This is a genomic window from Telluria sp. PB2R4 (assembly GCF_059685695.1).
In genome coordinates this window covers 179,977-193,973 of the sequence record NZ_JCASIC010000006.1, presented here as the reverse complement: position 1 = coordinate 193,973, position 13,997 = coordinate 179,977, and the positions used below count along the sequence as shown (strand labels likewise).

At 63.1% G+C, this 13,997-nt stretch carries 13 protein-coding genes; 7 read left to right on the top strand and 6 right to left on the bottom strand.

Annotated features, from left to right (window positions below; all coding sequences use genetic code 11):
- Positions 1-77: 77 nt before the first annotated feature.
- Entirely contained in the window at positions 78-1,019 is a 942-nt protein-coding gene (gene puuE / locus AC56LU_RS12485; protein ID WP_497175924.1) for an allantoinase PuuE, read from the bottom strand.
- Positions 1,020-1,112: 93 nt separating this feature from the next.
- On the opposite strand from puuE, the gene uraH reads away from it, so the two are divergent.
- The 7 genes from uraH to AC56LU_RS12450 all read left to right on the top strand — a co-directional run bounded on the left by uraH (position 1,113) and on the right by AC56LU_RS12450 (position 9,049).
- Positions 1,113-1,466: a hydroxyisourate hydrolase gene (uraH, locus tag AC56LU_RS12480; protein WP_497175923.1), complete on the top strand. Its 354-nt coding sequence runs from the start codon at positions 1,113-1,115 to the stop codon at positions 1,464-1,466.
- A gap of 76 nt (positions 1,467-1,542) precedes the next feature.
- Positions 1,543-2,100, top strand: a complete 558-nt coding sequence (locus AC56LU_RS12475) for an ATP-dependent Clp protease proteolytic subunit (RefSeq protein ID WP_497175922.1) — start codon at positions 1,543-1,545, stop codon at positions 2,098-2,100.
- 214 nt (positions 2,101-2,314) lie between these two features.
- Entirely contained in the window at positions 2,315-3,571 is a 1,257-nt protein-coding gene (locus AC56LU_RS12470; RefSeq protein ID WP_497175921.1) for a porin, read from the top strand.
- 12 nt (positions 3,572-3,583) lie between these two features.
- A complete protein-coding gene (locus tag AC56LU_RS12465; protein WP_497175920.1) occupies positions 3,584-3,994 on the top strand; it encodes a hypothetical protein in 411 nt (136 codons plus the stop codon).
- A 74-nt stretch (positions 3,995-4,068) separates the two neighbouring features.
- A complete protein-coding gene (locus AC56LU_RS12460) occupies positions 4,069-5,631 on the top strand; it encodes a methyl-accepting chemotaxis protein (protein ID WP_497175919.1) in 1,563 nt (520 codons plus the stop codon).
- 437 nt (positions 5,632-6,068) lie between these two features.
- Positions 6,069-7,796, top strand: a complete 1,728-nt coding sequence (pilB, locus tag AC56LU_RS12455) for a type IV-A pilus assembly ATPase PilB (RefSeq protein WP_497175918.1) — start codon at positions 6,069-6,071, stop codon at positions 7,794-7,796.
- Positions 7,797-7,813: 17 nt separating this feature from the next.
- Positions 7,814-9,049, top strand: coding sequence for a type II secretion system F family protein (locus AC56LU_RS12450; protein WP_497175917.1), 1,236 nt, complete (start codon positions 7,814-7,816; stop codon positions 9,047-9,049).
- Between the two features lie 81 nt (positions 9,050-9,130).
- On the opposite strand, the gene AC56LU_RS12445 is transcribed toward AC56LU_RS12450, so the two are convergent.
- The 5 genes from AC56LU_RS12445 to AC56LU_RS12425 all read right to left on the bottom strand — a co-directional run bounded on the left by AC56LU_RS12445 (position 9,131) and on the right by AC56LU_RS12425 (position 13,959).
- Complete coding sequence (locus AC56LU_RS12445) at positions 9,131-9,898, bottom strand: carbonic anhydrase (protein ID WP_497175916.1); 768 nt, start codon at positions 9,896-9,898, stop codon at positions 9,131-9,133.
- A 368-nt stretch (positions 9,899-10,266) separates the two neighbouring features.
- A complete protein-coding gene (locus AC56LU_RS12440; protein WP_497175915.1) occupies positions 10,267-12,036 on the bottom strand; it encodes a monovalent cation:proton antiporter-2 (CPA2) family protein in 1,770 nt (589 codons plus the stop codon).
- A gap of 147 nt (positions 12,037-12,183) precedes the next feature.
- Positions 12,184-12,582 carry a nuclear transport factor 2 family protein gene (locus AC56LU_RS12435; RefSeq protein ID WP_497175914.1) on the bottom strand — a complete coding sequence of 133 codons (399 nt, stop codon included), beginning with the start codon at positions 12,580-12,582 and terminating at the stop codon, positions 12,184-12,186.
- The gene (locus AC56LU_RS12430; RefSeq protein ID WP_497175913.1) at positions 12,579-12,923 is read right to left on the bottom strand and encodes a MoaF-related domain-containing protein; all 345 of its coding nucleotides are present in this window, start codon (positions 12,921-12,923) and stop codon (positions 12,579-12,581) included. Before AC56LU_RS12430 ends, AC56LU_RS12435 begins: the two co-directional genes overlap by 4 nt.
- Before the next feature lie 166 nt (positions 12,924-13,089).
- Positions 13,090-13,959 (bottom strand): helix-turn-helix domain-containing protein, encoded by an 870-nt coding sequence (locus AC56LU_RS12425; protein ID WP_497175912.1) that lies wholly within the window; start codon positions 13,957-13,959, stop codon positions 13,090-13,092.
- Positions 13,960-13,997 lie beyond the last annotated feature (38 nt).

Below are 13,997 nucleotides of genomic sequence, written 5' to 3'. Positions count from 1 at the left end.
GCAGCCACTCGAACTATAAGATTATCTATATATTACTTATCAATATATAAGCATATCTAATGAATGACGGCACCCTGTCATTTTAGGAAAGGATGCACCGATTTCCAGTGGTTCGCGATATCGATGCGGCGCGTGATCCAGACCCCGTCGTGTCCCTGCACGTAGTCGAGAAAGCGCGCCAGCGCTTGCGCCCGTGCCGGGCGCCCGACCAGCCGGCAGTGCAGGCCGACCGACAGCATCTTGGGCCGGTCCAGGCCGTCCGGGTCGCCCTCCGCGTACAGCACGTCGAAGGCATCCTTCAGGTAATCGAAGAACTGGGTGCCGGAATTAAAACCCTGCATCGCGGCGAAGCGCATGTCGTTGGTGTCGAGGGTGTAGGGCACCACCAGGTGCGGCGCCAGCCGGCCGTCCTGCAGCGCCACCTGCTGCCAGAACGGCAGGTCGTCGCCGTAATGGTCGGCGTCGTAGGCGAAGCCGCCGTGCTCGACCACCAGCCGGCGCGTGTTGGGCGAATCGCGCCCGGTGTACCAGCCGAGCGGGGCCTCGCCGGTCAGCTCGCGCATGATGTCCACCGCCTCGGCCATGTGGGCGCGCTCGGTGGCCTCGTCCATGTTCTGGTACGAGATCCAGCGCAGGCCGTGGCAGGCGATTTCGTGGCCCAGCTCGCGGAAGGCGCTGACCGCTTCCGGATGGCGCTTGAGCGCCATCGCCACCCCGAACACCGTCAGCGGCAGGCCGCGCTCCTCGAACAGGCGCAGCACCCGCCACAGGCCGGCGCGCGAACCGTATTCGTAGAGCGACTCCATGCTCATGTGGCGCATCGGGAAGGCCTGGGCGCCGATGATCTCGGACAGGAAGGTTTCCGAGGCCGGATCGCCGTGCAGCACGCAGTTCTCGCCGCCCTCCTCGTAGTTGAGGACGAACTGCAGCGCCACGCGCGCCCTGCCCGGCCATTGCGCATGAGGCGGATTGCGGCCGTAGCCGGTGAGGTCGCGCGGGTAGTTCGAGTAGGTGTCCATGGCATCCGGGAAAGGCAGGTATATCGGCGATCATATATTGCAGGAAGCACAAGGGTATATGATTGCCCGCATACTTCAACTCAACCAGCTGATATGGGCAAACTTTCCACCCACGTCCTCGATACCGCCCATGGGCGTCCCGGGGCCGGCGTCCGGGTCGAGCTGTATGGCGTCGACGCCGGCGGCCGCACCCTGATCAAATCCGAGCTCACCAATGCGGATGGCCGCTGCGGCGCCCCGCTGCTGGAAGGCGAGCTGCTGCGCCCCGGCCAGTACGAACTGGTGTTCCACGCCGGGGACTATTTCGCCGCCCAGGGCGTGGACCTGCCCTCACCGCGTTTTCTCGACCGCATCACGATTGCCTTCGGCATCGCCGACAACAGCCAGAATTACCATGTGCCGCTGGTGATGACGCCCTGGTCCTACTCGACCTACCGGGGCAGCTAGCCGGACGAGCAGCGCTTCCGGACGCGGTCGCTGCCTGAATCTTGCTATGCTTGGGCCCACTGCGTCGGGAGGGCCCATGGCATTGCACATCGTTCATTTCATCGGACCGATCAACCACAGTTCCGCCAGCGGCATCCGCAACAATTGCTTGCAGGCGCTGCAGAACGGCGCCACCGGGATCGAACTGCACATGTCCAGCGAAGGCGGAAACATGACGGCCGGTTTCGCGCTGTACTTCTTCCTGAAGTCGCTGCCGGTACCGCTCGCCACGCACAACATCGGCAGCGTGGAATCGGTGGCGGTGGTCATCTTCCTGGCCGGGCAACAGCGCTACGCCTGCCCCGGCACACGCTTCCTGATCCACCCGCTGCACTGGGGCTTCGGCAGCCTGGTCGCGGCCGACCATTCGCGCGTGTCCGAATGGCGCGACTGCCTCGATTTCGACGCCGAGCGCTACGCCAGCATCTTCCTCGAGGCCACCACCGCGGCCGGCACGGCCACCGACATTCGCAGCAACCTGACGGGCAATGCCCGCATCTTCGACGCCGACGCGGCGGTCAAGGCCGGCATCGTGCACGAAGCCAGGCAAGCCAAGCTGCCGGCGGCAGGAACGACTTGTCACTGGTGGAATTAAAACTGACGATATAACGTTGTCATCTGACAACGCGCTGTGTCCATGCAACAACGATTTGTTAGAGGTGATTTTCTAAATTGTCACCAATTGTCATCAACTTGTTGCTTACGAAATTGCTCGCTGGATAGAATCGTTTCCAGAACCTAACGACGCTGCCTGCTTGCTGCCTTTTCAGCGCCGTCCTTCCCGAGCAGCTTTTGCAACAAGAACGATGATGAAGAAAACTGTAATTGCTAGTCTGCTGGCGCTTCCGCTGGCAGCCCCGATGGCCCATGCCCAGGATGGCAGCGGCTTCCCTCAAGTGAAGATCAGCGGCTTCGGCACCGGCGCCCTGACCTATGCCGACACCCGTCACGCCGAGTTCGCACGCCCGAACCAGGCTGGAGGTTCGTCGCGCGACTTCCGCACCGGCATCGACTCGAACCTGGGCCTGCAGGCCGACATGCCGGTCAACAGCTGGCTGTCGCTGACCGCCCAAGGGCTGGTGCGCAAGGATGCCGAAGCGAGCTACGGCGCCGAACTGAGCTGGGCCTTCGCCAAGGCACGCATCTCGGATGAGATCAGCGTCCGCATCGGCCGCGTCGGCCTGCCGGTGTTCATGATTTCCGATTACCGCAATGTCGGCTACGCCAACCACATGGTGCGCCCGCCGGCGGAAGTCTATTCGCAGGTGCCGTTCAACAGCGTCGACGGCGTCGATGTCACCTGGCAGCACAGCTTCGGCGACACGACCCTCACCTCGCAGCTGGCCTACGGCAGCGTGAAGTCGCCAGTGTCCGGCGACATCCATGTGAAAGGCAGGAAGCTGGCGGCCCTGAACGTGAGCGCCGAACACGGCCCGTTCACGGTCCGCGCCGGCCACGCTACCGGCAAGATCACCATCGACGACTCGGCCTCGCTGAACACCCTGGTCGCCGGCCTGCGCGCCGCCGGCGCCGGCTACCGCTTCGCCCAGCTGCCGGTGCTGGCGACCGACATCGCAGCCAACGGCAAGAAGGCTTCCTTCAGCTCGCTGGGCCTGGCCATGGACTGGAACGACATCGTCGTCCAGACCGAATTCGCCAAGCGCAAGAGCGACACCTACATCAACGACACCAGCGCCTGGTACGTCATGGGCGGCTACCGCATCGGCAAGTTCATGCCCTACGTCAGCCACAGCAATCTGAAGATCGACAGCGCCGTCGTCAACACCGTGCCGGCAGCCTGCCCGGCCGGCTACCCTGCCGCCTGCACCCCGACCATGCAGCAGCTCGGCGCCGGCGTGCGCCGCCTGCCGAACACCGGCGTGGGCCAGGGCGAGCAATCGACCGACACCATCGGCGTGCGCTGGGACTTCGCCAGTTCGGTGGCGCTGAAGGCGCAGATCGACCGCGTCAAGCCCAAGAACGGCACCGGCCTGTTCGTGAACGCCACCCCCGGCTTCAACGACACCGTGACCGTCGGCGCCGTCGCCCTCGACTTCGTGTTCTAAGGAGCGACGTATATGAAGAAGATGATTGCACAGCTGTTCGCCCTTGCCGCCGCCGCTGTCGTTTCGACCTCGGCCATGGCCGAAGTGGTGGTGGTGGTGAACCCGAAGGCCGGCGAAGCGTCGATGACCAAGGAACAGATCGCCCAGTTCTTCCTGGGTAAATCGACCGCCATGACCCCGATCGACCAGGCCGACTCGTCGCCGATCCGCGCCGAGTTCTACAAGAAGGTCGCGGACAAGGATGCCGCCCAGGTCAAGGCCCTGTGGTCGAAACTGGTCTTCACCGGCAAGGCCACGATGCCGAAGGAAGTCGGCGACAGCGCCGCCGTCAAGGCCGCCGTCGCCGCCAATCCGAAGGCGATCGGCTACATCGACAAGAGCGCCGTCGACGGCAGCGTCAAGGTCGTCTACTCGGCACAGTAAGCAGGCTTTCAATCAGTAGCACCCGCCGGCGGCTCCCGTACCGCCGGCGGTTTCTGCATTCTGGAGACATCACCATGAGCATCAAGCGCAGGATCTGGGCACTGCCCGTCATTTCCGCCATTATTTTCGGCCTCGGCGCCGGCGCCAGCGCGATGATCGCGAACGGCGCGCTGCATTCGATCACCACGACCGCGAGCGTCGACTACCCGGTGCTCGATGCCTCCAAGGCCCTCATTCTCGACGTCGCCGCCGTCACCGACGGCCTGCAGGACGCGGTCGCCGAAGGCGACAAGGACAAGATCGGCCAGGTCGGCGAGCAGGCCGGCAAGCTGCGCGCCAGGCTGGAGAAGTTCAGGCAGATTCCGGGGCAGCTGGAAACCGGCACGCGCCTGGCCAAGGAATTCGATGCGTATTACGCACCGGCCCTGTCGGCGGCGCGCATCATGCTCGAGATGGAACAAGGCGACCCGCAGGCTGTCGTCGGCAAGATGCAGTCGGCCCTTGCCGTGCTCAACGGCGACCTGGCCAAGGTCAACGAAGCGGCCCAGCGCCAGTTCGCGGCCGGCATCGAAGGCAGCAAGAACAGTGTGCAGAACGTCCTGTTCTCGATGATCGCGACCGCGCTGATCGTGATCGCCAGCCTGGCGCTGGTCTCGTGGTTCGTGGTGCGCACCATCTGGCAGCAGCTGGGCGGCGAACCGGAGTACGCCCGCGAGATCGCCCAGGCCGTGGCCGGCGGCGACCTGTCGACCGAGATCCGCCTGGAGGCCGGCGACAAGGGCAGCCTGCTGGTGGCACTCAAGGAAATGCGCGGCCGCCTGGCGACCCTGGTCGCGGAAATCAAGGCCTCGGCCGACACCATCGCCATGGCCAGCTCGGAAATCGCGAGCGGCAATGCCGACCTGGCGCGCCGCACCGAATCGCAGGCGGCAAGCCTGGACCACACCGCCCGCTCGATGGACACGCTGACCGGCGCGGTGCGCGAGAACGCCAGCGCCGCCAGCCAGGCCAATGCGCTGGTGGAAACCGCCAGCAGCATCGCGACCCGCGGCGGCGAGGTGGTCGGCGGCGTGGTCAGCACGATGGGCGACATCAACAGCTCGGCCAACAAGATCGTCGAGATCATCTCGGTCATCGACGGCATCGCCTTCCAGACCAACATCCTGGCGCTGAATGCCGCGGTGGAAGCAGCGCGCGCCGGCGAGCAGGGCCGCGGCTTCGCGGTCGTGGCGAGCGAGGTGCGCAACCTGGCGCAGCGCTCGGCGGCGGCGGCCAAGGAGATCAAGGCGCTGATCGGCGACTCGGTGTCGAAGGTGAGCGCCGGCAGTGCGCTGGTGGACGAAGCCGGCGTGACCATGGGGCAGATCGTGGAATCGGTGCGCAAGGTGCAGGCCATCATGGCCGAGATCAGCGCCGCGGGCGCGCGCCAGAGCGCCGGCATCGACGACATCGGCCGCGCAATCGGCAGCATCGACGAGATGACCCAGCAGAATTCGGCGCTGGTCGAGGAAGCATCGGCGGCGGCGGAATCGCTGACCGAGCAGACCACCCAGCTCACGGCGGCGCTGTCGGTGTTCAAGCTGGAACAGGCGCCGACGCCGGTGGCAGGCGCTTCCACGCGCCTGGCGCTGCGTTAATCGGCTTTCGTACGGTGGGCGGCTCCACTCGACAAGGTGATAAGCCGGGATATTCGCGCCGCCCACGCGTTCAAGCGGCACGCGAATAACCGTTCCATCTGCTCGACAGGGAGTTGAACGCGTGGGCGGCAATGACGTTGTGGATGAATCGCATTCTCGGCTGGAGCCGCCCACCCTACGATCGTCGGGCTCCATGAAGAAGCGCAAACTGCCGCCCCGGACATCGTCAATACGCAATCTTGACGCCTGCACCATACTCATTGTCGGCCCGACCACAAGCATTGTCAGCCGGTCCACGAAACGTCGCGCACCAGCCTGAGTACGTGGCGCGTACGCATCTTCCCGGGACGGAATCCTTTACAAATTTGATGCCCGTAGGCATCATCCAGAGAATCCACCCCGGGTAATCTCCGTCTTCTCAGCTCCCTCGGTCCTTTATGGCTGCAGTCCTCCCCAACACGATCACCGCTGCGCCCCTGTCGGGCCTGGCGCGCGCGCTCGTGCAGGCGAGCCGGCTGAGCCCGGCACAGGCCGACACGCTGCAAAAAAAGGCGGCCGCCGACAAGACCGCCTTCATCGACGCCCTGCTCGAGAGCGGCATCATCGACGCCGGCGCGCTGGCGAGCTTCTGCGCCGAGACTTTCGGCTATCCGCTGCTCGACCTGTCCAGCTTTGCGCCGGACGCCATCCCGACTGCCGCCATCGACGCCAAGCTGATGCAGGCGCAGCGCGTCATCGCGCTGGCCAAGCGCGGCAACAAGATGTCGGTGGCGCTGTCCGACCCGACCAATATCCAGGCCCTGGACCAGATCAAGTTCCAGAGCGAGGCCTCGGTGGAGCCGGTGATCGTCGCCCACGACGTCCTGCTCAAGCTGCTGGGGACCCTGGCCAAGAGCGCCGAGCAGGCCCTGAACGAACTGGCCGGCGAAGAGGCCGAGATCGAGTTCGCCGAGGACGATGCGCAGCAGGTGGCGCCGCCCGACGCCACCAGCGAGGTCGAGGATGCGCCGATCGTGCGCTTCCTGAACAAGATCCTGATGGACGCGGTGTCGCTGGGCGCCTCCGACATCCACTTCGAGCCCTACGAGAAGTACTACCGCATCCGCATGCGCGTGGACGGCGTGCTGCGCGACCATGCCAGCCCGCCGCTGTCGATCCGCGAAAAGCTGGTCTCGCGCATCAAGGTGCTGGCCAAGCTCGACATCTCGGAAAAGCGCGTGCCGCAGGACGGCCGCATGCGCCTGGTCATGGGCCCGACCCGCACCATCGACCTGCGCGTCTCGACCCTGCCCACGCTGTTCGGCGAAAAGACCGTCATGCGTATCCTCGACGCCACCCAGGCGCAGATGGGCATCGACGCGCTCGGCTACGACCCCGAGCAAAAGGCGCTGCTGCTGGACGCGATCTCGCGCCCCTACGGCATGGTGCTGGTCACCGGCCCCACCGGTTCCGGCAAGACGGTGTCGCTGTACACCTGCCTGAATCTGCTGAACAAGCCCGGGATCAACATCTCGACCGCGGAAGACCCGGCCGAGATCAACCTGCCCGGCGTGAACCAGGTGAACGTCAACGACAAGGCCGGCCTCACCTTCCCGGTGGCGCTGAAGTCCTTCCTGCGCCAGGATCCCGACATCATCATGGTCGGCGAGATCCGCGACCTGGAAACCGCCGACATTGCGATCAAGGCCGCCCAGACCGGCCACATGGTGTTCTCCACCCTGCACACCAACGATGCCCCGTCCACCCTGACGCGCCTGATGAACATGGGCGTGGCCGGCTTCAACATCGCCTCGTCGGTCATCCTGATCACGGCGCAGCGCCTGGCGCGCCGCCTGTGCAACTGCAAGCAGCCGCTCGAGACGGGACGCGAGGTGCTGCTGGCGGCCGGCTACCGCGAAAGCGACCTGGAAGGCGACTGGAAACCCTACGGCCCGGTCGGCTGCGACCGCTGCCTCGGTTCGGGCTACAAGGGCCGCGTCGGCATCTACCAGATCATGCCGATCACGCCTGCGATCGAATCCCTGATCCTCACGCACGGCAACGCCATGCAGATCGCCGAGCAGGCCCAGAAGGAAGGCGTGAATTCGCTGCGCCGCTCGGGCCTGATGAAAGTGAAACAAGGTCTTACCAGCCTCGAAGAAGTGCTCGGCTGCACCAACGAATAGGCGACGAACAGGAAACTATGGCTACCTCCCTCCAAACCCGGAACCGCGCCGCAGCGCAGGTCAAGGAATCGGTCTATGCCTGGGAAGGCAAGGACAAGACCGGCAAGACCGTGCGCGGCGAACTGCGCGCCGGCGGCGAGGCGATCGTCAACGTGACGCTGCGCCGCCAGGGCATCCTGGTCAGCAAGGTCAAGAAGAAGACCCTGCGCAGCGGCCGCAAGATCACCGACAAGGACCTGAGCCTGTTCACGCGCCAGCTGGCCACCATGATGAAGGCCGGCGTGCCGCTGCTGCAGGCCTTCGACATCGTCGGCAAGGGCCACGGCAACCCGTCGATGGCGCGCCTGATCATGGACCTGCGTAACGACGTCGAGACCGGCACCAGCCTGAACAACGCCTTCCGCAAGTACCCGGTCTACTTCGATCCGCTGTTCTGCAACCTGGTGGGCGCCGGCGAACAGGCCGGCATCCTGGAAGACCTGCTCACGCGCCTGGCGGTCTACAAGGAGAAGACGCTGGCGATCAAGGCCAAGATCAAGTCGGCCCTGATGTACCCGATCGCGATCCTGGCGATTGCCTTCATCGTGACGGCGGTGATCATGATCTGGGTGGTCCCGGCCTTCAAGGAAGTGTTCAAGACCTTCGGCGCCGACCTGCCCACCCCGACCCTGGTCGTGATGGCGATCTCCGAATTCTTCGTGGCCTGGTGGTGGCTGATCTTCGGCGCGATCGGCGGCGGCCTGTACTTCTTCTTCCAGGCCTGGAAGCGCTCGCGCAAGATGCAGCAGGCCATGGACCGCGTCCTGCTGCGCCTGCCGATCTTCGGCGCCGTCATCCGCAAGGCCACCATCGCGCGCTGGACCCGCACCCTGTCGACCATGTTCGCCGCCGGCGTGCCGCTGGTGGAAGCGCTCGACTCGGTCGGCGGCGCCGCCGGCAACGACGTCTACCTGGAAGCGACCAAGAAGATCCAGCTTGAGGTCAGCACCGGCACCAGCCTGACGATCTCGATGCAGAACGTGAATGTGTTCCCGAACATGGTGATCCAGATGGTGCAGATCGGCGAAGAATCCGGCTCGCTCGACGCCATGCTGGGCAAGGTGGCCGACTTCTTCGAAGAGGAAGTCGACGAGGCGGTGGCGGCGCTGTCGTCGCTGATGGAGCCGCTGATCATGGTGATCCTCGGCGTGCTGATCGGCGGCCTGGTGATTGCGATGTATATGCCGATCTTCAAGCTGGGGTCGGTGGTGTAAGGGCTGACGAAATGCCCGCGCCCGGGCGGTTCATGACGTTCAAGCCGCAGTCGAACCAGCCGGGCATGCCGACATTGCAGATCAACGCAGCACGGCGCGCGCATTCGTAGGCTGCACCGGGCGGTTGTTCGCCATGCCGAGCGCGCTGGTGAAGCGTTCTATTTGTGCTTTGGAAGCCGTGGCTGGCTGCTTCAACACGAGCCAGCGCCCCCCTTCCGAGCAGGGGGGCGTGGTCAGCGAGCCACTGAAGCTGTAGTAGTCATGCGAGGCCGGGAGCAGACCCGCCGCGCTTAATCCGGACGGCAGCGCATTCTTTATGCCCTTGGCAGGCAGCTTCTCCCAAAGCTGGCTTAACAGTGGATTGGCTTTGCCTTCCGAGAACATCACGGCCAGCACCGCGAGATTACCGTCCTTGTCAGCATGGACCAAGTGGCTTTCAAGCGGGAAATGCTTGCCGTTGATTGTGTTCTCGCTCGGCGCATGGAAGTGGAACTGCTTGAGTTCGAACTCGCGTCCGTCGACCACCAGCATGCTTCCCGGCTCGTAGTTGACCTGCACCGTATGGCCATTATTGAGGATGTCGGCGGCTACCGGCCGGCCCTTGTGATGGATGTCAGTGGCGGCTGTTCTGTAAATCACTTTAAGCGGCTTCAGTTCGGCATCCGTAAACTGCGCCAGGTCGATCGGCGATTGGTTCTTTCCCATGCCGCACATGACGAACTTGGGATCGAGTTTCGCCCAGTTGGCCGGCCCGCCGTCGCCTTCATAGGACCAGTGCTGCGCCAGCGCGGCTTGCGGCGCGGCGAGCGCCAGACCTGCAAACACGGCGGATGCAGTGAACGTTTTCATGTGGTTTCCGATTTAATTCGACCTTGGGGGGCGATCGTGCAGTTTTTATGACTGCGCTGTCAGTGGCTTAGCAGACATTTTCCTTCCGGCGCCCAGGTCATTTATTCTTATCATCAAAAGAGCTTCCTGAGTTATCGCGGATAACTCTATGCTGCGGTAATCGGGCGCGGTATTGGACCTTTGTCTCACTCGCATGTCATTTGCATCGAAGAGAATTGTGCCCGAGGGCGGGAAACGGGGCGCTGACGACAAAGTCCGGCGCTTGGCAGCGTCCCGTCAGCCAAAGACCTCGGTGAGCTTGGCACGCATCAGGACGTCATAGTCCACGCCTGCGCCGGCGTTCATCCATTCACGCATTTCCAGCTCCTTCACATTGTTTCGGCTTGTCTGCTTGACGTTCGGGTGCCCAGCAGCAGCTCACGACCGGCAAACTTGCCGCCAAGGCTTTCCAGGTCGAGGCGCTGCGCATCACGGCGCCGCACAAAGTCCATCGTTTCATCGGCCTCGTCCTCGGTAGCACCAGCGGCCAGTACCGCTTGCCGCCCGAGCTGTAGCGCCGATTCAAACGTCTCCCGTATCACGTAGTCGGCACCGGCCCTGGTCAGCGTCAGCGCGTGTTCACGGTCGTAGGCGCGAACGAGCAGCTTGGCACCTGGGAAAACGTCTTTGGCAATCTTCGCAATGTGGCTGGCCGCATTCCGATCGTTGATACAGACCATCACTACGCTCGCCGTACCCGCCCCGGCCGCGCGCAGGACGCTGGCTTGACTGCCGTCACCGTAAAAAACCTTGAAGCCGTATGCCTGCGCCTCCCTGATCACCTCGACGCGGTTGTCGATCACCGTGAGCGACGCGCCGCGAGCCAGGACGCCTTGACTGGCGATTTGCCCCATGCGGCCAAATCCGATGATCAGCACACTTGTGCTGCGGTCCACCGCAGCTTCGTGCACGCCCGCCGCTTGCGTGCGCTTCGGTCCCCAGCGCTTGTGCCCGGAGATCATGATGGGGGTCAACGCCATGGACAGCACCACGATGGCCGTCATGTTGGCGTTGACCTCGGGACTGATCACGCCGGCTGTAGCGGCGGCGGCAAAAAGCACGAACGCAAACTCGCCGCCTTGCGCCATCAGCACTGCACGGTCCACAGCCTCGTCGTGGACGCTGCCGGCAGCGCGCGCGACCAGGTAAATGCACATGGCTTTCGTCGTCATCAGGGCGAGCACCCCGGCGATGATGAGTCCTGCATTCGCCGACACGACCGACAAGTCCAGCGACATGCCCACGCCGAGAAAGAAAAGACCCAGCAACAGCCCGCGGAACGGCTCGATGTCTGCCTCGAGCTGGTGCCGGAAGCTCGACTCCGAGAGCAGTACCCCGGCCAGGAAAGCGCCCAGCGCCATGGACAGGCCGCCCAGTTGCATCAGGAGCGCGGCGCCTAGCACGACCAGCAAGGCCGCTGCGGTCATGATCTCCCTTGCCCGTGCCCGCGCCAGTATCTGGAACATCGGGTTGAGTAGCCAGCGTCCGCCGATGACCAGAGCACCAATCGATCCGAGCGCGGTGGCTACCGGGATCCACCCACTGGATGCGGCACGCAGGGCGCCCTCGGCTTGTGGCGCCAGGAGCGCGACCAGGGCGAGCAAGGGGACGATCAGCAGATCCTCGAGCAGCAGGATGGCGACGATCCGCTGCCCGCGCGGCGACGCAGCGTCCCCTCGCTCGGCCAGCGTTTGCATGACGATGGCGGTGGAGGTCAGCACGAACCCCATCGCACAGATCAGTGCAACCGGCAAGGTCAGACCGAACGCCATTCCCACCATTGTGAGCAGCGCACCGCACACCAGCGCTTGCAGGCTCCCCAGGCCAAAGATGGCGCCCCGCAGCGCCCAAAGTTTCGAAGGGCGCATCTCAAGGCCCACGACAAACAGGAACATGACCACACCCAGTTCGGCGACATGCAAGATGGCGCCGGGATCGCTGAACAAGGCAAAGCCAAACGGGCCGATGACGAGGCCTGCACTCAAGTAACCAAGGACCGATCCGAGACCGAGCTTTCGAAACAGGGGCACACCGATCACGGCCGCTGTAAGGAGCGCCACGACCGGCAGCAAGTCGCTTCCCGCGTAATCCGCGTCCATAGTCCCATCCTGATTCAATATAAAAAAGCGCCGCTGGCCAGCGAGACGCTTGTCCCGCCAGCCACCCGCGCATCGACGACCTGAAACAGCATGTTCCTGATCAGGACCGCAGCCGCGTAGTCAGTGGACTATAGGCGGCCTCACACTTCATTGCCCGCTGCTGGCGCTGTCGAGCCTGTCGGCGTGGGCGAACTGGATAGGTGAGACTTCATCTTGCAGCACGTCCCAGTGCTCAGCCAGCAGGCCATCCTCGATGCGGAAGATGTCCACCACGACCTGCGGTGCAGGAGCCCACCCCCGGATGCGGCCGTGAATGGCAACGTAGTCGCCCTCGGCGATCATCAAACCTGGTTCATAGAAGACGTCACTCGAGAGCTGCGCTACCAGCTCCTCCAGCGCCTGGCGCCCTTGCGCGATGCCTGGATTGTGCTGGACGTAGTTAGCCGCGTAGTAGCGCGCAACAGCGGACGGATCACGCCGTTGAAACAGTGCGGTCATTGCTTCAAGCACGAGAGTTTTGTTTTGGTCTGGCGTGTTTTTCATCATGGGGCTCGTTGGTCAACAATATTCATTGCGCCTTGCATGCGCAAAAAGGTTCCGTCAGGCAGCGTGGCGTGTGAATAAATTTTGTTTTCTACAAAATCTTCCACATGCACAACCGTAGCGCCGCTGCTCTCCGTCCAGCTGACCAGGAATACCCCGGTACGAATGCAGTCGGCTGCCATTTTCACGATCTCGGTTTTGGCGTAGACGCCGGTATCGATGTGAAACTGCATTTTGCTGTTGGGCAGCGTCGTCAGGCGGGCAGAGAATTCGTTGAAGCTCACATCGAAAACCAGTCCGATCGGATATTGGTTCGCGAGTGCTGGTGAACTTGCTTGATTCATATATCTCCGTTGATTAATTTAAACAGGGCGTCCAAAATTGGCACTACCGGCCGTTTGCAATGGTGTTCAGTGTCGCCCTTGCGCATGCCTGATGCACTGTCTAAAGATGCGACGGATAGTCTTGTTTTGCTCAAATGCCTGTGTCAATTCCACCGGCGATGGCTCGTCAGCTTTGCCGGTCGAGACGCCATGCGCCGGGGCTTGCCTGTGTAAGCTTGCGAAACGTCCTGCCGAAGTGGACCGAGTCAGCAAAGCCCGTGGCCTCGGCGATATGATCCAGAGAAAAATTAGTGTCCATCAACAGACGCTTCGCCCGCTCGATACGTGCGTTGAGTTGCCACTGGTAGGGCGCTAAACCCGTCGCGGCCTTGAAGGCGCGGCAGTAATGCGACGAGGACATGCCTGCCAGGCGCGCGAGCGCCGATAGCTCCACGCGCTCAGGCATATGGGCGTCAAGAAAGCTCATGGCGTCCTTCAGCTGCATGCTCGACAAGCCAACCGACTTCCTGCTGGATGTGGGCGCACTGCTGATCAAGCAGCTGGCAATGGCAGAAATCAAGGAGTCGCCGTACAACTGTACAGATGGATCCGGATCTTCAATCACGTCAGCCAGCAGGCGCACAAGATGCCAAATGCGATCGTCGGTAAAACGAAGCTTGGGCACGCTGGCCAAGTCAGCGTCTGCCTTGATCTGTAGCTGATCCGCGAACGGCTTGAGGTCCAGCGTGATATGCACATCCTTGGCGTAGAGCACATCGGCACTGTAACCCCAGATCTCCATACCCGCTGGCATGAAACTCATATCGCGGGGCCGCGATTCGTGCGGGCATTTCAGCCAGCGATTTTCCCGCGGTTCGCACCGATATTTACTGACCTCGTCGACGATCACACTCAAGCGGGTCTTGTCGCTGTGTGGAAGTCGGTGCAGGACCTCACCGTTGCAGTTGTATTCGGTCACCTCTACAAGAACTCCGCTCCAGTCACGCCGAGAGGTGCTGGCCAGAAGATTTTCGGGAACTTCAGACGCTGTGGACATCGCTCTTCTTGCCATTGATGAAGTCAAAATACTGTGTC